The following is a 24948-nucleotide window of genomic DNA, read 5'->3' on the forward strand; positions in this document are numbered from 1 at the left end:
CTCAGCCGCGCAGAAAGGCGTCGATCTCGGCCCGGTCCGGCATCGAGGTACTTGCCCCTTCCCGCTGCACCGACAGCGCGGCAGCCGCCGACGCGAACCGCAGCGCCTCGGCCGGAGCCAGCCCCTCCCCACGGGCCACCGCCAGCGCACCCACGAACGTGTCCCCGGCCGCCGTGGTGTCCACCGCCTTCACCGGCACCGCCGCCACCCGCAGCCGCTCACCGGAGCGCGAGCCGTACAGCGCGCCGGCCGCCCCGAGCGTGATGACCGCCTCGGGCACCCGCTTCAGCAGCGCGTCGAGCGCCTCCTCGGCCCCGGACGCGCCGGTGATGGCGGCGGCCTCGTGCTCGTTCGGGACGATCAGGGTGACGGCGTCCAGCAGTTCCTCCGGCAGCGGCCGGGCGGGCGCCGGGGTGAGGATGACCGGCGCGCCGGACACCTGCGCCGCCTGGGCGGCCCCGATCACCGCCTCCATGGGCAGTTCGAGCTGCAGCAGCAACGCCTGCGACCCGGCGATCGCGGCCAGGTCGTCCCCGGACGGCCCGGTGATCGTGCCGTTGGCGCCGGGCACCACGATGATCGAGTTGCCGCCGTCGTCGTCGACCACGATGTGCGCGATGCCGCTGGAGCCGGACACCTGGCGCAGGCCCCTGACGTCCACCCCGGCCCCGGCGAGCGTGGCCCGCATCTCGGCGCCGAACCCGTCGTCGCCCACCGCGCCCAGGAACGCCACCCGGCCGCCCGCGCGCGCCGCGGCGATGGCCTGGTTGGCCCCCTTGCCACCGGGGATCGTACGGAAGGCGCGCCCGGTGACGGTCTCCCCGGTTCTGGGAGCCTGCGCGACGTACGCGACCAGATCCATGTTCGCGCTGCCGAAGACCGAGATCATGCCCTCATCATCTCCTGCGTACGGCGGGCCAGCTCAGCCAGCCCCACTCCATCGAAGCCGGTGAGGCTGCTGGACAGGCGGTCCCGCATGATCCACTGTTCGGGCACCCGACCGGCCAGCGCACCGGCGACCGAGCCGACGGTGGCGCCGGCCGAGTCAGTGTCCCAGCCTCCGGCCACGGCCCCGGCGATGGCCCGGGTGAAGTCGCCCCGGCTGTGGACCAGGGCGGCGGCGGTCAGGGCGGCGTTGTTGATCGTGTGCACCCAGTGCAGGCCGCCGTGCCGCTCGTACAGGCCGTCCACGACCTGCTCGAAGTCGCCGGCCGCGCGGGCCGACTCGACGGCCTGCCGTACCGCCTGATGCAGGCGGGAGCGCGCGGGCACGACGGACAGGCCCGTCTCCACGACGTCCTCGGCGTCCGCGCCCACCAGGGCGCGGGCGCACATCGCGGCGACGAACATCGCGCCGTAGAGGCCGTTGGCGGTGTGGGTCAGGCGGGCGTCGCGGTAGGCGTGGATCGCGGCCGTGGCCGGATCGCCCGGGTTCACCCATCCGTAGACGTCGGCCCTGATGAAGGCGCCGATCCACTCGCGGAACGGATTACGGTGGACGGCAGTGTCCGGCGGCTCCAGGCCGTCGAGCAGGTTGCGGTAGGCGACCCGCTCGGCGGTGAAGGTACGGCCGGCGGGCAGCTCGTCCAGCCACAGCTTGGCCACGTCGTCGGTGGTGAACTCGTGGCCGTGCCGTTCGAGGACGGTGAGCGCGAGCAGCGGGTAGTTGAGGTCGTCGTCCTCGGGGATGCCGTCGATGTTCTCGGCCAGCGAGTTGACCGCGCTGCGCCGGTTCCACGGCCACCGCCCGGCCACCTCGGCGGGCAGGCCCTTCGCGGTGAACCAGCCGCTGATCGGCCAGTTCCCGGTGGCCTCGGCGATCTCCCTGATGCCCGCGCGCGGGATCTTCTCCACCGGCTTGCCGAGGACGCACCCGGCCGCCCGGCCCTGCCAGGCGGCCAGCAGCCGCGCCGGATCGGGTTCCACGGGCCGCGCTTCGGGCCAGGCGGGGCAGGCGGCGATGATGTCGGTCAGCTCGCCCGGCTCCTCCAGCGGCGAGGCGAGTTCGGCGAGCCGGTCCATCAGCTCGCCGGCCAGCCCGCGCAGCCGCGCCGCACTCGGCTCCGAGGCGCCGGCGCGCGGCGGGGCGTCGTGCCCGCCCGCCACGTGCCACTCGCCGGTGATGCGGGCGAGCTCCGCGGGGTGGGCGGCGGCCCGCCCGTCCTCCTCGGCCTGACGGAGCTCGTGCCCGATCAGGTCCTCCGGCTGCACCCAGGTGAGGCGGATCATTCGCCCGCCAGCTCGGCGAAGGCGTCCTCGTGGGCACGCCTGCGGGCCAGGTCGGCGGTGTGGACGCGGCCGGCCACCCGGGCGATCGCCCGCCCCGGCGACACGATGTCGGTACGGCTGGCCGTGCCGACCGCCTCGACCCACGCGGCAGGCACGCTGTCGAGCCCGCCGAGCGCGCCCGCGATCGCCCCGCCCATGGAGGCGATCGAGTCGGCGTCGCGCCCGTAGTTCACCCCGCCGAGCACAGTCTCCCTGAAGTCGCCCTTGGCGATCACCAGGAAGGCCAGCGCCAGCGGCAGCTCCTCGATGCTGTGCACCCGGCTCGGCCGGCGCGCCCCGAGCCCCTGTTCGCGGTAGGTGTCGGCGACGGTGTCGTAGGGCCGCATCGCCGCGCGCAGCTTCTCGAACGAGCCGTCCCAGTGCCCGAGATCCACCGCCGCGCCGCACACCGCCTCGATGGCGGCGCGGGTGCCGTCCTTGGCCAGGCGGATCGAGGCGGCGATCACGCTGTCCACGGTGGCGCCCGGCCGCATGGCCTCGGCGACCGCCGCCGCCATGACGCCGGCCGCCTCGCGGCCGTAGCTGGACTGGTGGGCGCCGGTCAGGTCGATCGCCTCGGCGTAGGCGGCGTCCGGGTCGCCGGCGTTGACGACGCCGACCGGGGCGACGTACATGGCCGCGCCGCAGTTCACGATGTTGCCCACCCCGGCCTCGCGCGGGTCGGCGTGGCCGTAGTGCAGGCGGGCCACGATCCACTTCTCGGCCAGGAAGATCCGCTGCAGCGGCAGCGCCTCGGCCTCCAGCTCGGGGATCCACACGCGCTCGCCCATCAGCTCCGGCACGAAGTGCTCGGCCATGGCATAGGCGTCCAGGTGGCGGCCGGCCTTCTCGTACACGCGGATCAGCGCGTGCGTCATCAGGGTGTCGTCGGTGATGTGGCCGTCGCCCTTGTGGTACGGGGCGATCGGGCGGGCGTTGCGCCAGTCCTCGTTGTACGGGGGCACGATGCCCTCGACCGGCCCGCCGTACCTGGTGGTGATCTGCTCGGGAGTCCAGCCTTCCGTGGCGCCGCCCAGAGCGTCACCCACCGCGGCCCCCGCCACGCAGCCAGCGGCTTTGTCCTCAAGCGGCGTCATGTCAGTCCTTCCGTGAGTTCCAGGAGATCCCTGCCCGCCAGCTCTGGCAAGCAGCAACCGGCGAGCGTGCGAACCGGCGCGATCCACCCCTCCGGGATCGCGCCGTACCCCCCGCACGCTCCGGTGATCGCGCCCGCGAGCGCGGGCGCTGAGTCCGCTGTGGCGGCCAGGCACGCCGCCGCGGACACGGCCGGTCCGACGGCGCCGCCCGACGCCTCGGCCAGCGCGAGCGCGATCGGCACGGTCTGCGCCGCACCCACCGCGTAGCTGTAGACGTGGTCGAGCAGCGCCGCGTCCAGCGCGGGCACCGCGCCGAACGCCTCGCCCGCCTTCCTGCCAGCCTGTACGGCCAGCCGCGCGTTGTGCCCGATCGCGGTGTCCTCCGGCAGGACGGCCAGCGCCGCCTCGACCGCGTCCGAGACCGGCGCGCCACCAACGGCGGCGGCGATGGCCGCGGCGACCGCCCTGGCGCCGAGAACGCCGTCACCGGCGTTGGTCACCCGGGCGTCGTCAGTGGGGTCGAGCCCGGCCGCGCCGAAGGCCACCGCTCTGATCGCGGCGGCGTCGTCGAAGAAGTGCGGGTTGTCGTGGCCGCTGGCGGGCGGTTCGACGCCCTTGGCCAGGTTGTCCAGCGCGCTCGCCACCGAGATCCGGGCCCGGACGTCCTCCCGGCCGGCCAGCTCGCGAAACGCCTCAGCCCTCGGGCGGCGCAGCGTGAGAACGGTCCACGCCAGCCATTCGGCGTCGTCCGACGGGCCGAGCGCCAGCGGCGCGGTCGGCTGGTTCAGCGCGAACGGCACCGGCAGCGTCGTGATCCGGTGCTCCTCGGCGAAGAGGTCGAGCTCCCGGTGCAACCGCCTGCTCCACGGGGCGTGCAGCGCCGACCTGTGGCGCGCGGCGGGCCACCCGGCGGCGTCCCCGATGGCGAGCCCGATGAAGGCTCCCCTGATCCTGTCCCCCGACATCGATGTTCAGCGTCCTTTCGCCAGTTCGTCGGCGACGTCCAGCACGTGTCTGCCCTTCACGGCCGGCAGGCATTTCCCGGTGGCGGGGCCGATGCGCTCGGCCCATCGCCTGGGCACGCCCGCCTCACCCTGGAAGGCGCCGGCCATGGCGCCGGCGATGGCGCCGATCGTGTCGGCGTCCCTGCCCAGGCCGACGCCGAACGTCACCGAGGCCTCGACATCGCCCTCGCCCGCCAGGAACGCGGCCAGCGCCAGCGCGACGGCCTCGGGTGCGACGTCGGTCCACGGGTAGTGCCTGACCACGACGGCGTCGTGCAACCGGCGACCGAGATCGCCGGGAATGCCGTCACCCGCCGTGCCCTGGCCTGTCGTGCCGTTGCCTGTCGTACCTTGGCCTGCCGTACCGGAAATGTCGCCCAGGACCTCGCGGACCCGGGCGATCGCGCGGGCCGTCCACGAGTCGGCGGGGATCACCGCGAGCGCGGCGTCCGCGACCTCTCCCGGCCGGGCGCCGGCCATCGCCGCCGCCACCGCGCCGGCGACCGCGCGGCCGCCGAGGATGCCCTCGCCGTCGCCGCTCACCAGCCCGTCCTGCTCGACCAGCCGCGCCGCCTCGGCGGGATCTCCCGGGCAGAAGATCCCGTACGGCGCCGCCCGCATGGCCAGCCCGTCCGACCAGCCGTGCGCGTGCACGCGGCCGGTCAGCGGCGGCTCCAGCCCGCGCCGCAGCGCCTGTACCGTTCCCAGCTCGGAGAACCCGGCCCCGCGCATCGGCCCGGTCATCAGCGGGATGATCTCGGACCGGTAGGCGGCGGCCACGTCGGCCGGGGTGAGCGCGTGCCCGTGGCGCAGCAGCAGGGAGGCGGCGAAGATGGTGTACTCGGTGTCGTCGGTGCCGCCGCCCTCGATCTCCGTGAGCCGGCCCCACCGGGCGGTGATCTGCTCGGGGGTCATGTTCTCCGCAGGGGCCCCGAGGGCGTCCCCGGCCGCGAGGCCGAGCAGACACCCGCGGGCCCTGTCGCGATGGTTCACTTCTGGTACCGCTCCAGCACCGAGTTGCCGTCGGTGACCAGCTTGTTCGCCGCCTCGTCGAGGCTGATCTTGTTGGCGAAGTACTGCTGGAGCACCGGCGTGGCCACCTTGCTCTTCCACTCGTCGAAGCCCTTCACCTTGAGGAAGGGCGCCACCACGAGGCTCTTGCCGGACGCGGTCGCCACGTCCCAGCCGTTCTCCTTCGTGGTCATGGACGGGTCGGCGGCGGCGGCCTGCGAGGTCGGCAGCAGCCAGTCGCCCTTGGCGAGCTTGGCCTGGTTCTTGCCGTTGAGGAAGAACGAGATGAACTTCAGCGCCGCGTCCGGGTTCTTGCTGTCCTGGGCGACCGAGAGCGTCTGGGAGACGGCGCCCTGCTCGGTCGTGGTGCCCTTCGGGCCGGGCAGCGTCACCCACTCGAAGCCTTCCGGCGCCTGCTCGACGACCTGCTGGCGCAGGTAGACGCCGACCGGCAGCAGCGCGAACTTGCCCTTGTAGAAGGCCGGCAGCGGGTCGGCCGTGCCCTGTCCGAGCGCGGCCGGGTCGGCGGACTTGTCCTTCCAGAGCTGGTCGTGGATGCGCTGGAGCACCTCGCGCTCCTCGGGGCCGACCTTGACGGTGGTCTTGCCGTCGGCGGCGGTCTCGAAGAACTTACCGCCGAAGTTGAGCGCCAGGTTCAGCGTCTTGTTCACCGGGGACTTCATCGGCCAGGCGACGCCGAAGTGGCCGTCCTTGGTCATCTTCTTGGCCGCCTCGGAGAACTCCTCCCACGTCCACGGGCTGTCCGCGGTGGGGATGCGCACCTTGGCCTCGTCGAGGAGCTTCTTGTTGGCGATGATGACCTGCGACTCCTGCAGGAACGGCACGCCGTACACGCCCTGGTTGCCCTTGCCGTCGTCGAACGTCGTGGTGTCCCACGCGGCCTGCGGGATGTCGCTCTTCAGCTCGGCCGGGATCTTGTCCTTGAGGTCGAGCAGGTAGCCGTCGGCGGCGAAGCCGGACAGCGCCGGGGAGTCGTTGTGGATGACGTCGGGGGCGGTGCCGCCGGCGAACTGGGTCACGAGCTGGTCGTTGACGTTGTCCCAGCTGCCCTGGACGTAGGTGACCTGGATGGTGGGATTGGCCTTGTTCCACTCCTCGACGAGTTCCTTGTTCGCCGCGAGGGACTCCTTCTGCCAGGCGAGGCTGAGGAAGTTCAGCTTGACGGGCTCGCCGGGCTTGGCGGCCTCACCCTTGTCGCCGGCGCCGCCGCCACCGCAGGCGGTCACGGCGAGGGCGAGCAACGCCGTTACCGCGAATGCGGACTTGATTCGCATATGAGCCTCCTAGCCCTTGACGGCGCCGGCCATCAGGCCGGACCTCAATCGCCGCTGAATGATTGCGAAGAAGATCAGGCTCGGGATCGTCGCCATGAGCGACGCCGCGGCCAGCGGGCCGAGCCTGGCCACCCCCTCCGGGCCGGTGAAGCGCACCAGCGTCAGCGGGAGGGTCATCACGTCGGGGTCCTGAAGGATCACGAGCGCGAAAAGAAACTCGTTCCATGAGGAGATGAACGAGAAGAGCAAGGTCGCCACCACACCGGGGGCGAGCAGCGGCGCGACGACGCTGACCAGCGCGCGCAGGCGGCCGGCGCCGTCCACGGACGCGGCCTCCTCCAGCTCCGGCGGCACCGCCCGCACGTATCCCTGGAGCATCCACAGCGCGAACGGCAGCGTGAACGTGACGTGCACGACCACCAGGCCGGGCAGCGTGTTCACCAGCTCCAGCTCACGCAGCACCATGAAGAGCGGGATGATGATCAGGATGAACGGGAAGACCTGGCTGACCAGCACCCACCCGATCGCCACCCGGTTGACCAGGCTGCGGTAGCGGGCCATGGCGTACGCGGCGGGCAGCGAGATCAGCACGGTGATGAAGCTGCTGAAGATCGCCACGACCAGGCTGCGCAGGGCGGCGCCGGTCAGGTCCTGCTCGCCGAAGGCGTCGGAGAAGTTGGCCAGCGTCGGCTCGCGCGGGATCCACGTCGGGTCCAGCTGGGCCATCTCCTGCGGCGTCTTCAGCGCCGTCGAGAGCAGCCAGACCAGCGGGAAGGCCAAGAAGACGATGTAGGCGAGCAGGGCCGCGTAACTCGGCAGGCGCTTCACTTGGCCTCCTTCATCTGACGCCACAGGTACAGGCCGAGCACCGCGAGCACGACGATCGCGAACGCGACGCCGAGCATGGAGGCGTAGCCGAAGAAGCGGTAGCGGAACGCCTCCTCGTAGGCGAACAGCATCGGCAGCCTTGTCTGACCGCCCGGTCCACCGGCGGTGAGCACGTAGACCAGGCCGAACTGGTTGATGTTCCACACGAAGTCGAGCGAGGTGATGGCCACGATGACCGGGCGCAGTTGCGGGAGCGTGATGTTCCAGAAGCGCCGCCAGCGGCCCGCGCCGTCGACCTCGACCGCCTCGTACAGCTCTTTCGGCACGCTCTGCAACCCCGCCAGCAGCACCACCGTCGTCTGCGGCATGCCCGTCCAGACGCCGACCACGATGATCGCGGGCAGCGCGAGCGAGAAGTCGGCCAGCCAGTTGACGTCGGTGCCGAGCATGCTGTTGAGGATTCCGGCGTCGGGGTGGTAGACGAGCTTCCACATCAGGCCGATGACCACCGGCGGCATCGCCCACGGCACCACGGCCAGCACCCGGGCCACGCCCCTGAACCTGAGGTTCTGGTTGAGCAGCAGCGCCAGGCCGAGCGCGGCCAGGAACTGCAGCACCGTCACCGACACCGACCAGATCAGGCCGATCTTGAACGAGGACCAGAAGTCGGCGTCGCCGAACAGTTCGTAAACGTTTTCCAGACCGGTAAAACTAACGTCCCGGTTCCTGGTCGCGCGGGCGTCGGTGAAGGCGAGGCCCACGCCGTACAGCAGCGGCCCCACGCTGAACAGCAGGACCGGCACCAGCGCCGGCAACATCAGCACCCACATCTCGCGGTTGCGGCGCGAGCCGCCACCGCCGCGCCGCGTGCGCGGCTTGGGTGGCGACGGTCTGGTCGCGGTCGCCGTCATCCGGCGCCTCCCTCCTGTGCCGAGCTCTGGTGGCCGGGAGCCGCCCCCGCCAGGGCTCCCGGCGTGTTGGTCGTGAGGTCGTACGGCAGCGCGGGCTCCTCACCCGAGGTCGAGGCGCGCACCACGAGGCGCGGCGGCACCGTCACCAGGCGCGGCTCGCGGTCGCCACGCTGCAGCCGGTCGAGCAGCAGCTCGACGGCGGCCTTGCCACGTTCGGCCGAGCCGAGCGAGACGCTGGTCAGCGACGGGTAGGAGGCGGCGGCCAGTTCGGTGTCGTCCATGCCGACCACGGCCACGTCCTCGGGCACCCGCCGCCCCGCGGCGCGCAGGACGTCGAGCGCGCCGAGGGCGATGAGGTCGTTGGCGCACATGAGCGCGTCGATGTCGGGCCGCCGGGCCAGCAGCGCGGCCACGGCGCGTGCCCCGTCCGCCCGGTAGAAGTCACCGATCTCGACCAGCCCGTCGTCGTACGGCAGGCCGAGCTCCTCCAGCGCCTCGGCATAGGCGGCCCCTCGGGACGCGCCGGGAACCGTGTCGAGCGGCCCGTTGACCAGCGCGATCCGGCGGCGGCCGAGCGCGTGCAGGTGGTCGAGCGCGAGCCGGACTCCGGTGCGCGAGTCCGCCCGGACATTGTCGACCCGGGTGCCGTCCGGAACCGAACCGATGATCACGACGGGGGCGCGGGCGGCCTTGAGCGTTTCAAGGTGCGCCTCCGTGACCCTCAGCGGGCTCATGATGAGGCCGTCGACGTAGCGCTCGCCGAGGCTGTGCAGCACGTCGATCTCGTCGGCGGCGATGGCATCGGTGGAGTGGAGCACGAGCCGGTATCCGGCCGCCTTGAGCACCGGCTGGATCTGGCGGACCATGGCCAGGTAGACCGGGTTGCCGATGTCGGCCATGGCGAAGGCGACCTGGTTGGTGCGCCGCGACTTGAGGCTGCGGGCGACGGCGTTGCGCACGTACCCGAGCTCCTCGGCGGCGGCCAGCACCTTGCGGATGGTTTCCTGGCGGGTCGGCAGGCCGTTCAGGACCCGCGAGACGGAGGCGATCGAAACGCCCGCACGCTCGGCGATCGTGTTGATCGTGGGTCCGTCGGCCAAGGCTTTCCTTCCATGGGGGTAAACGGTGACAGAAAGCCATCTGTAAACGTTTACTGAGTTGGCCTCATGAAACCCGTCTGTAACCTTGAGGTCAAGTCACGATAGAATAACACCAGGTCAGCCCCTATTTGACCCTTTGTCACCCCATCAGTAGCCCACCCCAACTTTCCGTAACCCCCACGCCCTACCCGGCCACCCCGCCCCACACCTCCCGACCGCCACCGCCCCCTGAGGCTCGGGAACCGGGGACCGGTGCCTAGGGCTCAGGGATCGGGGACTCGGGGAGACCGGGGGCCGGTGCCCAGGGCTCAGGGACCGGGCACTCGGGAACCGGGGACCGGCGCCCAGGGGCTCAGGGCCGGGAGTGGGCCGCCTAACCACGCTCTTGAGCTTGGGCGGGGACGGGGTCGGGGGTGGGGCGGGTGGTCAGGGCTCGGATGGAGGGGCTGCCCGCCAAGGCGACCACCGCCGCCAACGCCGCCGGGATCACCAGCGCCACCGGCAAGGAAGACGCCTCGGCCACGAACCCCAGCACCGCGGGCCCGATCAGCAACCCCGAGTACCCAAACGCGGTGACCAGCGACAACGCCTTGCCCACCGGCCCACCGGCAGCCCCGACCGCACTGAAGATGACCGGCACCACGGTGGCCAGACCCACCCCGGCCAGCGCCCACCCGGTCCACGCGACGACCACTGCACCCGCACCCGCGAAGAGGGGCGCGCAGAGCACGAGCACGTACCCGCACGTGGCCAGCACACCGGCCAGCTGGATGGTCAGCACGGAGCCCAGCCGAGCCCGGATCGGGTCGCCGAGCAGCCGCACCGTCGTCATCGCCACTGCGAAGATCGTGTAGGCCAGCGGCGCCGCCGCCGGATCCGTGCCGAGGATCCAGCGGGCGTGCAGCGCGGCCCAGTCGATGGCCGCGCCCTCGCTCAGGTGTCCGGCGAACGCCGCCAGCCCCAGCAGCGCGATCAGCCCCCACCGCAGCCCGACCGCCTTGCCGGGGGCGGTCGTATCGGCGGAGGGAGAGGGGGAAGGCACGGGGGGCAGCAGCCGGGTGACGGCGGGCAAATAGAGGAACGGCACGATCAGGGCGGTGGCCACCAGCAGCGCCTGCCCGCTGGCCCCCAGCTTCAGCGCCAGCGACGTGATCAGGCCGGCCGCCGCGCCGCCCAGGCTCCAGGTGCCGTGGAAGGCGGAGATGATCGGCCGGCCGTACACGCGCTCGACCTCGACGGAGTGGGCGTTGATGGCGACCTCGACCACCCCGATCCCGATGCCGAACACCACGGCGGCCGCCGCCAGCAGACCGTAGGACGGCGCCAGGGCGGGGGCGAGCAGGGCCAGCGCCGACAGCGGGCCCGCGAACCAGCACACCCGCCGGCTCGTCCAACGGTCGACCACGGGCCCGGCGATCAGCATCGACACCAGCGCGCCCAGGGAGATCAGCAGGAGCGCGGTGCCCAGTTTCGCCGGGCCAAGGTCGAGCCGGTCGTTGAGTGAGGGCAGCCCGGCCGCCCACACGCCCACCACGAGCCCGCTGAGAAAGAAGAGTCCGAACACACCCTGCCGCGCACGCCTCGCCACCATTTTGTTCACGGCTAGAGCATAATAAGAACGAGGAGGCCGCCACAATGACGAGATGCGAACCGTGACCGGGGCCACAACCAGCGTCGAGCTCCGTGAGCACAACAGGGCGCGGCTGCTGCGCGCGGTGCACGAGTGCGGCGCGAGCCGTACCCGATCACAGCTCACCAAGGACCTCGACCTCGCCCGCGGCACCGCGTCGGTCCTGGTCACAGGGCTGAGCGAGGACTCGCTCCTGCACGAGGAACCCTCCGCCGAGCACGGCCGCGGCCGCCCCACCCAGATCCCGGGACCGCACCCGTGCGGCCCCGTCGCCCTCGCCGCCGACCTGCGTGAGGACGGGTGGGAGATCGCCGCGGGCGAGCTCGGCGGCCGCATCACGCCGCTCGCCGCGCGCCCGCACGACGGCACGCCCGAGGGCGCGTTCGGCCCGCTCGCGGCGGCGCTGCGCACCCATCTTCAGCGGTACGGCTCCCGCGCCGTCGGCATCGGCCTGGCCGTCCCGGGACCGGTACGCGACGACCGCCTCGTCGACGTCTCCCACCTGGGCTGGCGTGCCGTGGACGCGGTCGCCGGGCTGGCGTCGGGCATCCCCGCCGGCACGCTGCTGCACGTGGGCAACGACACGGCGTTCGCGGCGCTGGCCGAGGCGCGCAGGGGGCGGATGGCGGGGGTTCGGGTGGGTTTGCACCTGCACGTGGACTTCGACCTCGGCGGCGTGCTGGTGGTCGACGGACGGCCGCTGGGCGGGGCGACGGGCGTGGGGGCGGAGTTCGGGCACATGCCGCTGACCGGGCGTGCCGATCCGTGCCTGTGCGGGGCCCGGGGGTGCTGGGCCATGGAGGTGGGGGCCAACGCGCTGCTGCGCCACCTGGGCCTGGCCGCGGGCGGCGGCAGGGGGCGCGACCAGGCGCAGGCCATCCTGGCCAGGTCCGGGAAGGGCGATCCCGAGGCGGCCGAAGCGGTCGACGCGGGCGCGCGTGCCCTGGGCCGCGGCATCGCCGCCCTGGTCAACGCGCACGACCCGGAGATCGTCACGCTGTCCGGGCTGGGCGTCGACCTGTTCACGCAGGGACGGGCGGCGCTGTCGGAGGCGTACCTGGCCGGGCTGATGCGGATCCGGGTCGAGCGGCTGCCCGAACTGGCGCCGTCGGAGCTGGGGTGGAGCGGGGCGCTGCTGGGGGCGATGGAGTCGGTGTTCGACGCCTTCCTGACCCCGGAGGGCCTCAGAACCTGGCGCCCCCGAGAACGTCCATGAGGGCTTCCTGGTCGGCGAAGGGGGCGAAGTGGCCGCCGGGCAGGTACGTCGTCTCCACGCGTGGCAGGCGGGCGGCCAGCGTTCGGGCCAGTGACACCGGGACTTTCGGGTCGTCCACCCCGTGGATCAGACGTACAGGCGTCCTCACCTCCTCCACGGCGATGTCCCAGGGGCGCAGGTGCAGGAGCAGGTCATCGGCCATCGCGGCGCCGCCCTGCCTGGCGCTCTCGTTGGCGTCGGCCAGGAAGGCGGCCTGGGCCGTACCGGCTCGGGCTCGGAAGACCTCCAGGTCGGCGGCGGGGAGGGCGCGCTCGACGCGCGGGATGACGCGCGCGTCGGCCGACGCCATCGCGCGGGCGGACACCGCGCACAGGCGGCGCAGCAGCCAGGGCGCGCGGCGGGCCAGCCGCCAGTAGAAGGCGTCGGCTTTGGCCGCGGGCGACCACCTGGTGGCCGGTACCGGGGCCATGCCCGACAGCAGCGCCACGCCCGTCACCAGGTCGGGCCGGGCTGCGGCCAGCCGCAGCGCGGACGAGGCGCCCATGGAGACCCCGGCGACCACCACCGGGCCCACCTCCTCGGCGCGGGCCGCCACCTGCGCGGTCCAGCGCTCCGGCGGCATCGGCGGCGTGCCCCCGTAGCCGGGCCGGTCCGGCGCGAGCACCCGGATCCCCTCCCGGACCAGCAGGCCACCCGAGAGCGTCCACCCCGCGGCCCATCGCGACGAGGCGTATCCGTGCACGAACACCACCGGCCTGCCCGCCGGATCGCCGAACTCCGCCCACTCGACCCCGCTCACGCGCGTCCCTCCGCGACCGGCGCGGGCCACTGGGAGACGGTCTCGATGGCCCATTCGGCCCAGGACACCATGGCCTCCAGCCGCCGCACGCCCGCCTCCACTCCCAGCAGGGCCGCCCGATCCGGGGCGAGCCGCAGGTCCAGCCCGTTGCGCAGGGCACGCAGCCCGCGCAGCCTCGCCCGGTGATACTCCAGTTCCTCCCGCAGGAAGTCGGCCGCCTCCCCCGGCGAGACCACCCACAGCGCGAACGAGCGCAGCACGGTCTCGTTGCGCTGCGCGTGGTCGGCCGAGGTGGTCACGAGCCATTCCCGCAGCGCCCGCGTCCCCTCCTCGGTGATCTCGTACGGCCGCCGCCCCCGCGACCCCTCGGCCTGCTCCCTGATGAGCCCCTCGGCGGCCAGCCGCTTCAGCTCCGGGTAGACCTGCGTCGGCTTGGCATGCCAGACGAAGGTGAGGACGCCGTCGAATTCCTGGCCGATGTCGTATCCGCTACGTGGCGCTCCGGCGATGAGCGTCAGCAGGGCCATCCGCAATGACATGTCGCGATCATACTAAAAAATTTCACTGTCACAAGTGAGCTTCACCTGGCGCGACACGCCCGAGATTCGCAATGTGATGAAAACCACCGACAAGGGATGAACCGCACTTCCGAACAGGTGCTCGATGATCTTGCGCGGGAGTCGGCGCGAGCCGTACACATGGATCTGGAGATTTCGGGACTTGGGGAGAGTCGCGTGAACCTGGAGATCGCATTGCGCATGTGTGAGGCGGCGTTGAAGCAGGCGGGGCGGGAAGGGGCGCGGGTGTCGGTCGCGGTGGTCGACGCGGGAGGGAACCTGGTGACCTTTCAGCGTATGGAAGGCGCTGAGATCGCAGGTCCCGTGCTTGCGCCCGGGAAGGCGTACACGTCGGTCGCCCATCGCATGTCCACCGCGGAGCTCGCCCCGCTGACGGCGCCGGGAGGGGAGCTTTTCGGGCTGGCCGGGGACCGATTCATCTGTTTCGGAGGTGGCATACCCCTGTGGGCGGACTACGGTGAGGAAGAACGCGTGGTCGGCGGGATAGGGGTCAGCGGAGGGACGGTCGCGCAGGACGTGGCGTGCGCCGAGGCCGCCGCCGAAGTCTGGCGGACGGGCTGAGCGGCCGCTTTCCGCAACACGAACCGCTGGTATCCGCCATGATTAGCCACTGCACTACGGGTAACAGTCCGTAAATCCCCGAGGAGAGAAATCCGATGGCACTTCCTACCCTTACCCCTGAGCAGCGCAAGGCAGCGCTGGAGAAGGCAGCGGAGGCTCGCGCCGCCCGCACCGCCCTGCTCGCCAAGGTCAAGGCCGGTGAGCTGTCGTTCGCCCAGCTGCTGGAGCGCGACGACGACATCGCCAAGAAGATCAAGGTCTCCCAGGCCCTTCGCGCGGTCAAGGGCGTCGGCCCGGCCAAGGCGACGGCGCTGATGGAGGAGGCGGGCGTCGACGAGAAGCGCCGTCTCGGCGGCCTGGGCGCCCAGCAGCGCAAGAAGCTGGTCGACGCGCTCGGCTAGAAAAGCCGAGCCGCCAGGGTCCGCGCGCACTGTCGCGCGGACCGGCCGGCGCTCGCGCCCGCCTGGTGCGGGCGCGCAGAATCCCCTGTGCGCGTACGGCGGGCGGCCCGCACCCCCCGTCACCCCTCCACAGGCGAACCCCACGCCACGCGTCAGGACCGCAGATAGGCCAGGACGGCGAGTACCCGGCGATGCTGGTCACCGTCCTCGGCGTAGAGCCCGAGCTTGGCGAAGATGCTGCGGATGTGCTTCTCCACCGCGCCGTCGCTGATCACGAGCTGCCGCCCGATCGCCGGATTCGACTTGCCCTCGGCCATCAGCCCGAGCACCTCACGCTCGCGCGGGGTCAGCTGGGCGAGCGGATCGTCCCTTCGCCTGCGCACCATCAACTGGGACACCACCTGCGGGTCGAACACCGTGCCGCCCGCGGCGACCCGCCGCAGGCCCTCCAGGAACTCGTCCACGTCGACGACCCGGTCCTTGAGCAGATAGCCCACCGCGCCCCTGGCGTCGGCAAGCAGGTCGTCGGCGTAGGAGACCTCCACGTACTGGGAGAGGATCAGCACCGGCGCCCCCGGCACCCGGCGCCGCGCCTCGACGGCGGCGCGCAGCCCCTCGTCGGTGAAGGACGGCGGCATCCGCACGTCCACCACCGACACGTCCGGCCGGTGCTCGGCGACGGCCTCGACGAGCGCGTCGCCGTCTCCCACCGTGGCCACCACCTCGAAGCCGAACTCCTCCAGGAGCCTGACCAGGCCCGCCCTGATCAGCACCGCGTCATCGGCGACCACTACCCGCACGGAACCTCCGCCACGATCAATGTCGGCCCGCCGTCAGGTGACCGCACCGTCAGCTCGCCGTCCACGGCGCGCAGCCGGTCGGCCAGTCCGGCGAGACCGTGTCCCTTGGCGACGTGTGCGCCGCCGACACCATCATCGCCGATGATCAGCATGAGCGTGTCACCGGTCTTGACCAGCTGGATCGTGCAGCTCTGGGCCCGGCTGTGCTTGGCGACGTTCGTGAGCGTCTCCGCGCAGACGAAGTAGATCGCGTTCTCGACGGCGGCCTGGTAGCGCTCGACGGTCTGCACGTCGAGGTCGACCGGGACCGTGCACCGTCCGGCCAGCGCGGCCAGCGCGGGCGCGAGGCCGCGGTCGGACAGGATGGGCGGGGCGATGCCGCGCGAGAGGGCGCGCAGCTCGTCGAGGGTCTCGCGGGTGGCGCTGATGGCCTCCTTGATGGTGACCTGGGCCGCCTCGGGGTCCTTCTGCATCTGCCGCTGCGCCCGTGACAGCTCCATCGCGAGCGAGACCAAGCGCTGCTGCGGCCCGTCGTGGATGTCGCGCTCCAGCTTGCGCAGCGCGTTCGCCTCGGCGGACACGGCGGCCGAGCGGGACTCCGACAGGTCCGAGATGCGCTCCTGCAGCTCGGCGACGCCGGTCAGCAGCACGCGGCCGAGCGCGGCGCGCAACAGCGCGGCGCCCCGGGTGACGAACGGCAGCAGCACCACGCCGATCAGGCCCAGGCCGACGTGGAAGACGACGTTGACCCCGTAGCCGTCGCCGAACCCCAGCAACTGCGGCAGCTCCTGGTTGCCGGGGATACGCGAGGTGAAGATCCCGTAGATCGGATACGTCAGCCCCATGATCGGGATGGCCCAGAACACGATCGTGATCACGAACGACACGATCGCGACCGGGAAGTTCAGGATGCCGTGCAGCAGGTCGAGCCACGACTGCCCGGTCGTCAGCGGGTTGACCAGGCGGCGCAGGCGGCCAGCGCCCGGAGGGGCCGGCTTGTAGCGGGGGCGGACCGGCGGGCGGCCCAGCACGTCCGACAGCCAGCCGCGCTCACCCTCCGCGAAGGCGCGGGCCAGCATCAGCGTGCCGGCCAGGATCGGCAGCCCGATCCACACCACCGCGGTGCCCACGCCCGCGGCGAGACCGGCCACCATCAGCACGAACGTGATGGCGGCTGTCGGGAAGCCGACCAGGGTGTAGCGCGAGTCCAGGAGGACTCGTCTCATCAGGGAGCGCATGCCGTCAACGCTACGGCCCCGCCCCCGCTGAGACGACCGGGTACGCCCGCCTTTGGGGGTAGGGCCAGCACTACCGACCCTGGTGGTGGGATCTTGACCGGAAGAGGGCGGCGGGCATCACTGTGCCGCGGCGGCCTGGCCGGAAGCCTTGGTTCATCACGAAATCCACTGAATCGAGGCCCCCATGACCGTCCTGCTCGACCACCCACCCAGGCGGGTCGTCCAGGCGCCCGCACGCCGCGACACCTTCATCGACCTGCTGCGGGTCTTCGGCATGGGGCTCGTGGTGCTGCAGCACTGGACGATCCCGGTGCTCAGCTACGACGGCGGCCGGCTCACCACCGGCAACGCGCTGGCCACCCCGGGGGTCTGGGTGATCACGTGGATCAGCCAGGTGATGCCGCTGGTGTTCTTCGCCGGTGGGGCGGCCAACGCCATCAGCTTCGGGCGCGCCCACGCCGGCGCGCCGCAGTGGCTGAACGTACGGCTGCGCCGCCTGGCCTGGCCGCTGCTGCCGCTGGCGGCGGTGTGGATCCCGCTGCCGCAGGCGCTGGCCGCGATGGGGGTGCCCGCTCAGCCGCTGGAGACAGGGGCGCGGCTGACCGGGCAACTCCTGTGGTTCCTGGCCGTGTACCTGATCGCGGTGACGCTGACGCCGTACATGATGAAGGCGCACGAGCGGTTCGGCTGGCGGGTCGTGGCGGTGCTGGCCGCCGGGGCGGTCGTGAGCGACGTGGTCCGGTTCTCCTCGGGGGTGGAGGCGCTCGGCTACGCCAACGTCGTGTTCGTCTGGCTGGCCGTGCACCAGCTCGGCTTCTTCTACGCCCAGGGACGGCTGCGCAGGCCGGCGCTGATGGCCGCCGCCGGGTTCGGGGCGGCGGCGCTGCTGGTGGCCTTCGGGCCCTACCCGGGCAGCATGATCGGGATGCCGGGCGCCGCGGTGTCGAACATGGCGCCGCCCACGCTGGCCATGCTGGCGGTCTCGTTCGGGCAGATCGGGCTGGCGATGCTGCTGCGGCCGTGGCTGGTGCGGTTGCGTACCGGGAAGGTGCTGGCCTGGGCGGGGCCTCGGATCATGACCGTGTACCTGTGGCACATGCCGGCGTTGTTCGCGGTGACCGGGGTGGTCGTGGTGGCGTTCGGCATCGACACGCCGGCTCCGGGCAGCCTCGGCTGGCTGCTGGGGTGGCCGATCTGGTTCGGGCTGCTGACCCTGGTGATGTGGCCGCTGGTGCGGTGCTTCGCCCGGTTCGAGGAGCCGCCGGCGCTGCCGTACGGCAAGCCTTCGTGGTCCACCTCCGGCCCGGCCGCGGCGCTGGTCGGCTTCGGGCTCGTCCTTCTCATGGTGTACGGCTTCGCCCCCGGCATCGCCCCGGTCGTCGGCACGGTGGCGATCCTCGGTGGCCTGCTCCTCACCGGGCCGCGTGCCAGGTTGTGAGGCGTTCTCGGGCACAATCGGGCGGCATGAGCGTCATCCGCCCGGTGACCGAGGCCGATCTGCCCGCCGTCGCCGACATCTACGCCCACTACGTGCTCAACACCGTGGCCACCTTCGAGGAGAACCCGCCCGGACAGGACTTCTGGCGGGCCAAGGCGGCGACGGGCCTGCCGTTCCTGGTGGCTGAGGCGGACGGCGCGGTCGGCGGGTTCGCCTACGCGGGGCAGTACCGGCCCAAGCCCGCCTACCGGCACAGCCTGGAGGACACCGTGTACCTCGCGCCCGGCTTCACCGGCAGGGGGCTGGGCAGGGCGCTGCTGGAGGCGCTGGTCGCGGCCTGCCGGGAGAGCGGGGCGCGCCAGATCATCGCGGTGATCGCCGACGGCGGCGACCCGGCCTCGGCGAAGCTGCACCGGGCGCTGGGGTTCCAGGAGGCGGGGCGGCTGCGGGCGGTCGGCTTCAAGCACGGGCGCTGGCTGGACACCGTGCTGATGCAGCTGGACCTGAGCTAGCTGGGCCTGCCCGAGCTGGGACTCGGGCTGGGGCTTGGAGTGGGGCTTGGGGTGGGGCTTGGGCTCGCGGTGGGGCTCGGGCTGGGGCTGGGGGTTGGGGCGGGGGACACGTCGGGCAGGTCGGTGCGCATGTGCGGGGCCAGGAGGGTGGCCCAGGCCTTGGCCATCTTGGCGTACTCCTCCTCGCAGCGCACCGCCCGCGTGACCGGCAGCGCGCCGTCGGCGACCAGCGGCAGGAAGGCGTTGTGGTTGGAGCCGTACAGGTAGCACATCATGTTGTAGTAGCGCTGCACGCTCAGCGAGTGCTCGTCGGCGAAGACGGTCTTGTCCAGCGGCTGCGAGACCTCCTGCTGCGACATCCGGCCCCACGCCTGGATGGTGCTGATGATCTCGGAGTAGTCCCGCTGGTCCTCGGCCGAGCTGATGAGCACGAGCGCGGAGAGCTGGTCGACGGCGTCCTCCTCCCTGCCGGTGGAGGGCAGGTCGTACAGGTCGATGAGGGCGTGGCCGAGCTCGTGGTAGTAGATGCCGCTCATCGCGCCCACGACGCTCTCGTCGACGTCCTGCGGGTCGGGCGTCGCGCTCTGGCCGGATTCCGGCGCCGCGAAGAGGCTCTGCAGGTACGCCACCATCTCGTAGCACATGGTGATCGTCCGGTCCTCCGGGCTGTAGAAGGCGTTGACGGTGTCGCACTGCTCGGCCTTCACCGGGATGTCGCGCGGCGGGATGAACGCGTCGGAGGCCGACTCGGTCCACTCCCTGAGCAGATGGTGGTCGCGCATCAGCTTCTCGGCCGGATTCAGGTCCTTGTTCTCGGGCGCCACGTAGGAGGGGATGAACGCGGGGGTGCTGCTCGGGCTGGCGGAGGGACTGGCCGAAGCGCTGGGCGAGGTGGGGCCGGCGGACGGGCTGGGGTTCGCCTGTCCCCCCGCCGCCGGCGGCTCGGCGGGCCCCGAGGGCTGCGGTTTGGTCGTACCGCAGGCGCACAACGCCACCACCAGGACACTGGCTACCAAAAGCGATCGACTCATAACACTATGTAATCATCCGCTCCGAACTGCGACGGATCCGGGCGGGGGTGTTCGAGCAGGTCCGGGAATTCGGCAGGATAGGGGGGGTGAGCCTCCTCGTAGAACGCCTGCCGGAAGAGATCGACGCCGAGCCCGATGAGATCTTCGACGCGTTCGTCGGCTGGAACGCCGACCGCGGGCTCACGCTCTACCCAGCCCAGGAGGAGGCGCTGATCGAGGTCGTCTCGGGCAGCAACCTGATCCTCGCCACCCCGACCGGCTCCGGCAAGTCGCTGGTCGCGGCGGGCGCGCACTTCGCCGCCCTCACCAGGGACATCCGCACGTTCTACACCGCGCCGATCAAGGCGCTGGTCTCGGAGAAGTTCTTCGACCTGTGCGAGGTCTTCGGCGTCGAGAACGTCGGCATGATGACCGGCGACGCCAGCGTCAACCCGGGCGCCCCGATCATCTGCTGCACCGCCGAGATCCTCGCCAACCTCGCGCTGCGCGACGGCGCCGCCGCCGACGTCGGCCAGGTCGTGATGGACGAGTTCCACTTCTACGCCGAGCCCGACCGCGGCTGGGCCTGGCAGGTGCCGCTGCTGGAGCTGCCCAACGTCCAGTTCATCCTGATGTCGGCGACGTTGGGCGACGTGTCGATGTTCGAGCGCGACCTGACCCGCCGCACCGGCAAGCCGACCTCGGTCGTCAAGCACGCCGAACGCCCCGTCCCGCTGGTCTACTCCTACCGGATGACGCCCCTGCACGAGACGCTGGAGGAGATGCTCTCCACCGGCCAGGCGCCGGTCTACGTGGTCCACTTCACGCAGGCCTCCGCGATGGAACGCGCCCAGTCCCTCATGTCCATCAACATGGCGACGAAGGCGGAGAAGGAAGCCATCGCGGCGATGATCGGGGGCTTCCGCTTCACGACCCGCTTCGGGCGTGCCCTTTCGCGCCTGGTACGCCACGGCATCGGCGTACACCACGCGGGAATGTTGCCCAAATACCGGCGCCTGGTCGAGCGCCTGGCCCAGGCCGGGCTGCTGAAGGTCATCTGCGGCACCGACACCCTCGGCGTCGGCGTCAACGTGCCGATCCGCACCGTGCTGTTCACCGCCCTGTCCAAGTACGACGGCAACAAGGTGCGCAGGCTGCGCGCCCGCGAGTTCCACCAGATCGCCGGCCGCGCCGGCCGGGCCGGCTTCGACACCATCGGCTACGTCGCCTGCCAGGCTCCCGAGCACGACATCGAGAACGCCAAGGCGCTGGCCAAGATCGGCGACGACCCGAAGCGGCGGCGCGGCTACGCCCGCAAGAAGCCGCCGGAGGGCTTCGTCGGCTGGAGCGAGGAGACGTTCGAGAAGCTCCAGACCGCCGAGCCCGAGCCGCTCAACTCCCGCTTCAAGGTCAGCAACGCGATGCTGCTCGCGGTCATCAACCGCCCCGGCGACTGCTTCGCCGCCATGAAGCACCTGCTCACCGACAACCACGAGGACCGCAAGTGGCAGCGCCGGCACATCAGCCAGGCCATCGCCATCTACCGCTCCCTGCTGGCCGGCGGCATCGTCGAGCAGCTCAAGGACCCCGACGAGCAGGGCCGCCGAGCCCGCCTGACGATCGAACTCCAGGAGGACTTCGCCCTCAACCAGGCGCTGTCCACCTTCGCCCTGGCCGCCTTCGACCTGCTCGGCCAGGACTCCCCCAGCTACGCCCTCGACATGGTCTCCATCGTCGAATCCATCCTCGACGACCCGCGCCAGATCCTCGCCGCCCAGCTCAAGAAGGCCCGCGGCGAGGCCGTGGCCCAGATGAAGGCCGACGGCATGGAATACGAGGAGCGCATGGACGCCCTCACCGAGGTCATGTACCCGATGCCGCTGGAGACGCTGCTCCTCGGCGCGTACGAGACCTACCGCCGCGGCCACCCGTGGGTGGGCGACTACACCGTCAGCCCCAAGTCGGTCGTGCGTGACATGTACGAGCGGGCGATGACGTTCAGCGAGTACATCCAGGTCTACGAGCTGGCCCGATCCGAAGGCACCGTCCTGCGCTATTTGGCCGACGCCTACCGGACCCTGTCGCGTACCGTGCCCGAGCACCTCAAGACCGAGGACCTCGTCGACCTCATCGAGTGGCTCGGCGAACTCGTGCGCCAGGTCGACTCCTCGCTGATCGACGAGTGGGAGAAGCTGGCCAACCCGGCCGAGGCGCTGGAGGCGCAGAACCAGCTGGAGACCAAGGTCCGTCCCGTCACCGCCAACGTGCGCGCGTTCCGGGTGCTGGTGCGCAACGCGATGTTCCGGCTGGTGGAGCTGTGCGCGCTGGAGAAGGAGGAGGAGCTGGCCGAGCTGGCTCCCGACGTCGACTGGCCCGCGGCACTGGACGCCTACTACGACGACCACGAGGAGATCCTCACCGGCGCCGACGCCCGGGGGCCCGCGTTGCTGCGGATCGAGGAGGAGAGCGGGCTGTGGAAGGTCCGCCAGACGGTGAAGGACCCGGCCGGGGACGGCGACTGGGGCATCGACGCCCAGGTCGACCTGACCGCCTCCGACGAGGAAGGCCGCGCCGTCCTCCACATCCAGGGCCTGAACCGCCTCTAACCACCCACCAACAGACACCGCCCATCGGCGCACCCTCGCCCATGGCGCCCCGCTCGACCCCGCCGGGCGCAGCACCCTCTCGACCTGGGGCGCCGGGATGGTCGGAGGTGCGGTGAGACGCTCAGTGCCGCGAGGATGGCGCTGTTCCAGGGCACACGACCCGGACGGGAGACCGAGCGATGCGGGAGGGCCGGGAGACTCGGGATTCGGAAGAGCTGGGATCCGGGATGGCCGTGATCTAGGAGGACCGGGATCCGGGGACGCCAGGCGGGCGATGGACGCTTCGCGGGCGGTGGGGGATGGTTAAGCCGTGCGCCGGGACGGACTGGCAAGGGCGCCCCGGCACACGCCTCTTCCTCTAGTGTCCGGTCACGAGGTTCCCCGTCGTGTCATGACAATGTCCCAAGATCGAGACATTCAGCACGAGGCGATCTGACAGACCTTGGCCAGCATGCGCTTGGCGTCCTGGGTCTGGCGGGTGAAGTCGGCCGTGGCGGGTTTGCCCCACTCCCCTGCCTGCGTGTACACGATGAGCGCGTTGGCCCGGCGGACCACGATCGCGCGCTCGCCGCCGACCGCGGCCTTGCCCTTGTAGTAGCTCTGGCCGGTGACCGCGAGGGCGGCGTCGCCGAGCTTCACCGCGCGGGCGGAGAAACGGTAGCCCTTCGTGCCGCACGAGGCCGCCGCGCTCTTGATGCCCGCCAGGGCGGCGCCGGCCGATGTGGCGTCGGTGTAGAGGATCAGCTGCTCCGACTTGGAGTAGTCGGGGACGGCGGTGTAGATGATCGTCTTCGCGGAGGTACGGCCGGCCTGGCCGAGGGCGGCGCGGTCACAGGGGTTCACGACCGATTTGGCGGTCTTCTTCTTGCTCACCGCCCAGTTGGTCTCGGGGTTCTTGTCCTTCTTCGCGGCGTCCTTCTCATACAGCAGGAAGCCCTGGGGGATCGCTCCGGCGATGACGGAGGCGGCGAGGATCGTCTTCAGCATGGTTCAAAATAGGGGGAATGAGCGACGAAGACGTCAAGCGGGTCCTCGGGTTGCTGGCCCAGGACGACACCTTGCGGGCCTTGTCGGCGCTGGTGCTGGACGCCGGTGCCGCCGATCTTTCCCCGAAGGTGCTGGAGAGGTTGCGGGCCGGCGGGCTTGCCGTACCTGATGAGGAGGGGCGGTGGCGGGCGCGGCCGGAGAGGTTCCGTGAGCTGCTGAAGGCGCTGGCCGAGCCCTCGCCGCGGTTGAGCGAGGAGGAGCGGGTCCTGCAGACGTTCCTGGTGGAGGGGCGGCTGCAGACGATGCCGATGAAGCACGAGAAGCGGCTGGTGGTGCTGCGGTACATCGTGCGGGTGTTCGAGCCGGGTGTGCGGTATGCCGAGAAGGACGTGAACGTGGCGTTGCGGGCCTTCCATGATGACTACGCGGCTTTGCGGCGGTATCTGGTCGACGCGGATCTGTTGTCGCGGGAGGGCAACGTCTACTGGCGCAGCGGCGGGCCGGTCGAGCTCTAGGAGCCCAGGCGCCGGCGGTAGGCGCGGGGTGGGAGGCCGTACTCGTGGGCGAAGGTGCGGCTGAAGTGGAACGGGCTGACGAAGCCGCACGCCGCCGCCACCTGGCCGATGTCCAGGTCGGTGGCTTCCAGGAGCTGGGCGGCATGGGCCAGCCTTGCGGCGCGTACGGCACGCATGGGAGTGCGGCCGGTGCGCTCGGCGAACACGTGGGCGAAGCGGGACGGCGACAGCGCCACGGCCGCCGCCAGCGACGCGACGGTGTGCGGGGCGCCCGGTTCCGCGGCGATCAGCTCCAGCGCCCGCGCCACCCTCCGATCCACCCCCACCCCACCCGGCCGCGCCCCGCTCAACCCGCCCACACCCGGCCCGCTCGCGCCCCTGTCGTCTGGATGCGGGCCGAAGGCGTCCGGGGCTTCGGACGTCGCCAGGAGGAGGATCTCCTCCACCGCACCCAGGACCAGCTCCCGGGCCCGCTCCGCCATCGCGGCCACCGGCCGGTGCGTCTCCCCCGGCTCCGGCGGCACACCCCGGCCGCTCCAGCGGGCATAGGCATGCGCCCGCAGGAACGCCTCCTCGATCCGAGCGGACAACGACGGAGGTTCAGCCCCCGGCTGTCCCAAGCTGCCGGGCGAGAGCTGCCTGCCAGGGGCACGGAGACCGGCGGACGGGAGGCTGGTACCGGGCGCGAGGGCGCTTCCAGGCGGGAGGGTGGCGTCAGGCGCGAGGGCGCTTCCGGGCGCGAGGGTGGCGCTGGGCACGAGGGTGGTGGCCGCGGTGGGCTGGAGGGGTGGGGCGAGGTGGGAGCCGCGGGTGAGGTGGCAGCCTGGGGAGAGCGCGTAGGGGCGTAGCCAGGTCACCCAGGAGGGTCTCGGCTGGAAGTGGACCCACCAGAACCGCCAGCGCTCCCCCGCCGTCCGGTAGTGGTGGGCGGCTCGTGAGGCCAGCACCACGAGGTCCCCCGGGCCCGCCGTCAGTGTCGCACCGCCCTGTTCGACCAGCCCCGCCCCCTCCTGCGTCCACATCAGCAGCCAGCTGGGCGAGCCCGACGCGCGCCGCGTCGCATAGCCGGACCCTCTGTCGTAGTGGCCCACGATGACGAGCTCGGCAGCAGGAACAGACATGTCGTCGGCGCTCACCGGCATA

Annotated in this window: 24 protein-coding genes; 7 read left to right on the top strand and 17 right to left on the bottom strand. The window is 71.6% G+C overall.

The window, feature by feature from the left end; translation table 11 throughout:
• Nucleotide 1: 1 nt before the first annotated feature.
• The 10 genes from rbsK to HNR40_RS16500 form a co-directional block, all read right to left on the bottom strand.
• Nucleotides 2-889, bottom strand: a complete 888-nt coding sequence (gene rbsK / locus HNR40_RS16455; protein ID WP_184962086.1) for a ribokinase — start codon at nucleotides 887-889, stop codon at nucleotides 2-4.
• Entirely contained in the window at nucleotides 886-2229 is a 1344-nt protein-coding gene (locus tag HNR40_RS16460; RefSeq protein ID WP_184962088.1) for an ADP-ribosylglycohydrolase family protein, read from the bottom strand. The genes rbsK and HNR40_RS16460 overlap by 4 nt, the downstream gene beginning before the upstream one ends.
• Nucleotides 2226-3365, bottom strand: a complete 1140-nt coding sequence (locus tag HNR40_RS16465) for an ADP-ribosylglycohydrolase family protein (protein WP_184962090.1) — start codon at nucleotides 3363-3365, stop codon at nucleotides 2226-2228. Before HNR40_RS16465 ends, HNR40_RS16460 begins: the two co-directional genes overlap by 4 nt.
• On the bottom strand, nucleotides 3362-4330 hold the full coding sequence (locus HNR40_RS16470) for an ADP-ribosylglycohydrolase family protein (protein ID WP_184962093.1): 969 nt from the start codon (nucleotides 4328-4330) through the stop codon (nucleotides 3362-3364). Before HNR40_RS16470 ends, HNR40_RS16465 begins: the two co-directional genes overlap by 4 nt.
• A 6-nt stretch (nucleotides 4331-4336) precedes the next feature.
• The gene (locus HNR40_RS16475; RefSeq protein ID WP_184962095.1) at nucleotides 4337-5362 is read right to left on the bottom strand and encodes an ADP-ribosylglycohydrolase family protein; all 1026 of its coding nucleotides are present in this window, start codon (nucleotides 5360-5362) and stop codon (nucleotides 4337-4339) included.
• Nucleotides 5359-6675, bottom strand: a complete 1317-nt coding sequence (locus tag HNR40_RS16480; protein ID WP_184962097.1) for an ABC transporter substrate-binding protein — start codon at nucleotides 6673-6675, stop codon at nucleotides 5359-5361. Before HNR40_RS16480 ends, HNR40_RS16475 begins: the two co-directional genes overlap by 4 nt.
• Nucleotides 6676-6684: 9 nt before the next feature.
• Nucleotides 6685-7503 (bottom strand): carbohydrate ABC transporter permease, encoded by an 819-nt coding sequence (locus HNR40_RS16485; protein ID WP_184962099.1) that lies wholly within the window; start codon nucleotides 7501-7503, stop codon nucleotides 6685-6687.
• Nucleotides 7500-8414 carry a carbohydrate ABC transporter permease gene (locus tag HNR40_RS16490; protein WP_184962101.1) on the bottom strand — a complete coding sequence of 305 codons (915 nt, stop codon included), beginning with the start codon at nucleotides 8412-8414 and terminating at the stop codon, nucleotides 7500-7502. Before HNR40_RS16490 ends, HNR40_RS16485 begins: the two co-directional genes overlap by 4 nt.
• Nucleotides 8411-9514 (bottom strand): LacI family DNA-binding transcriptional regulator, encoded by a 1104-nt coding sequence (locus HNR40_RS16495; RefSeq protein WP_184962103.1) that lies wholly within the window; start codon nucleotides 9512-9514, stop codon nucleotides 8411-8413. Before HNR40_RS16495 ends, HNR40_RS16490 begins: the two co-directional genes overlap by 4 nt.
• Nucleotides 9515-9887: 373 nt before the next feature.
• Entirely contained in the window at nucleotides 9888-11105 is a 1218-nt protein-coding gene (locus HNR40_RS16500; protein ID WP_221340539.1) for an MFS transporter, read from the bottom strand.
• Between the two features lie 52 nt (nucleotides 11106-11157).
• Between HNR40_RS16500 and HNR40_RS16505 the strand changes: the two genes are divergently transcribed.
• Nucleotides 11158-12360 (top strand): ROK family protein, encoded by a 1203-nt coding sequence (locus HNR40_RS16505; protein ID WP_221340465.1) that lies wholly within the window; start codon nucleotides 11158-11160, stop codon nucleotides 12358-12360.
• On the opposite strand, the gene HNR40_RS16510 is transcribed toward HNR40_RS16505, so the two are convergent.
• Nucleotides 12329-13159 carry an alpha/beta fold hydrolase gene (locus tag HNR40_RS16510; RefSeq protein ID WP_184962105.1) on the bottom strand — a complete coding sequence of 277 codons (831 nt, stop codon included), beginning with the start codon at nucleotides 13157-13159 and terminating at the stop codon, nucleotides 12329-12331. The genes HNR40_RS16505 and HNR40_RS16510 overlap by 32 nt on opposite strands.
• On the bottom strand, nucleotides 13156-13698 hold the full coding sequence (locus tag HNR40_RS16515; protein WP_184962107.1) for a PadR family transcriptional regulator: 543 nt from the start codon (nucleotides 13696-13698) through the stop codon (nucleotides 13156-13158). Before HNR40_RS16515 ends, HNR40_RS16510 begins: the two co-directional genes overlap by 4 nt.
• A 195-nt stretch (nucleotides 13699-13893) precedes the next feature.
• On the opposite strand from HNR40_RS16515, the gene HNR40_RS16520 reads away from it, so the two are divergent.
• On the top strand, nucleotides 13894-14298 hold the full coding sequence (locus HNR40_RS16520; RefSeq protein ID WP_184962963.1) for a GlcG/HbpS family heme-binding protein: 405 nt from the start codon (nucleotides 13894-13896) through the stop codon (nucleotides 14296-14298).
• Nucleotides 14299-14393: 95 nt separating this feature from the next.
• Nucleotides 14394-14699: an integration host factor, actinobacterial type gene (gene mihF, locus HNR40_RS16525; protein WP_184962109.1), complete on the top strand. Its 306-nt coding sequence runs from the start codon at nucleotides 14394-14396 to the stop codon at nucleotides 14697-14699.
• A gap of 152 nt (nucleotides 14700-14851) precedes the next feature.
• Here the strand turns inward: mihF and HNR40_RS16530 are convergent, their stop codons facing one another.
• Together HNR40_RS16530 and HNR40_RS16535 are read right to left on the bottom strand one after the other, a co-directional pair.
• Complete coding sequence (locus HNR40_RS16530) at nucleotides 14852-15499, bottom strand: response regulator transcription factor (protein ID WP_184962111.1); 648 nt, start codon at nucleotides 15497-15499, stop codon at nucleotides 14852-14854.
• Complete coding sequence (locus HNR40_RS16535) at nucleotides 15490-16725, bottom strand: sensor histidine kinase (RefSeq protein ID WP_246509159.1); 1236 nt, start codon at nucleotides 16723-16725, stop codon at nucleotides 15490-15492. The genes HNR40_RS16530 and HNR40_RS16535 overlap by 10 nt, the downstream gene beginning before the upstream one ends.
• Before the next feature lie 196 nt (nucleotides 16726-16921).
• On the opposite strand from HNR40_RS16535, the gene HNR40_RS16540 reads away from it, so the two are divergent.
• Together HNR40_RS16540 and HNR40_RS16545 are read left to right on the top strand one after the other, a co-directional pair.
• The gene (locus tag HNR40_RS16540; protein ID WP_184962115.1) at nucleotides 16922-18175 is read left to right on the top strand and encodes an acyltransferase family protein; all 1254 of its coding nucleotides are present in this window, start codon (nucleotides 16922-16924) and stop codon (nucleotides 18173-18175) included.
• Between the two features lie 26 nt (nucleotides 18176-18201).
• Nucleotides 18202-18687 carry a GNAT family N-acetyltransferase gene (locus HNR40_RS16545; RefSeq protein WP_184962117.1) on the top strand — a complete coding sequence of 162 codons (486 nt, stop codon included), beginning with the start codon at nucleotides 18202-18204 and terminating at the stop codon, nucleotides 18685-18687.
• Here the strand turns inward: HNR40_RS16545 and HNR40_RS16550 are convergent.
• Nucleotides 18684-19718 (bottom strand): DUF4344 domain-containing metallopeptidase, encoded by a 1035-nt coding sequence (locus HNR40_RS16550; protein ID WP_184962119.1) that lies wholly within the window; start codon nucleotides 19716-19718, stop codon nucleotides 18684-18686. The genes HNR40_RS16545 and HNR40_RS16550 overlap by 4 nt on opposite strands.
• A gap of 77 nt (nucleotides 19719-19795) precedes the next feature.
• Here HNR40_RS16550 and HNR40_RS16555 point away from each other — a divergent pair, with 77 nt between their 5' ends.
• Nucleotides 19796-22303 carry a DEAD/DEAH box helicase gene (locus tag HNR40_RS16555; RefSeq protein ID WP_184962965.1) on the top strand — a complete coding sequence of 836 codons (2508 nt, stop codon included), beginning with the start codon at nucleotides 19796-19798 and terminating at the stop codon, nucleotides 22301-22303.
• A 417-nt stretch (nucleotides 22304-22720) separates the two neighbouring features.
• Here HNR40_RS16555 and HNR40_RS16560 read toward each other — a convergent pair whose 3' ends face one another.
• Nucleotides 22721-23290, bottom strand: coding sequence for a hypothetical protein (locus HNR40_RS16560; protein ID WP_184962121.1), 570 nt, complete (start codon nucleotides 23288-23290; stop codon nucleotides 22721-22723).
• 17 nt (nucleotides 23291-23307) lie between these two features.
• Here HNR40_RS16560 and HNR40_RS16565 point away from each other — a divergent pair, with 17 nt between their 5' ends.
• Nucleotides 23308-23805 carry a DUF2087 domain-containing protein gene (locus HNR40_RS16565; protein ID WP_184962124.1) on the top strand — a complete coding sequence of 166 codons (498 nt, stop codon included), beginning with the start codon at nucleotides 23308-23310 and terminating at the stop codon, nucleotides 23803-23805.
• On the opposite strand, the gene HNR40_RS16570 is transcribed toward HNR40_RS16565, so the two are convergent.
• A complete protein-coding gene (locus tag HNR40_RS16570) occupies nucleotides 23802-24941 on the bottom strand; it encodes an AraC family transcriptional regulator (RefSeq protein WP_184962125.1) in 1140 nt (379 codons plus the stop codon). The two genes, HNR40_RS16565 and HNR40_RS16570, sit on opposite strands and share 4 nt — an antisense overlap.
• Nucleotides 24942-24948 lie beyond the last annotated feature (7 nt).

It is taken from the genome of Nonomuraea endophytica (assembly GCF_014203235.1).
GTDB lineage: Bacteria > Actinomycetota > Actinomycetes > Streptosporangiales > Streptosporangiaceae > Nonomuraea > Nonomuraea endophytica.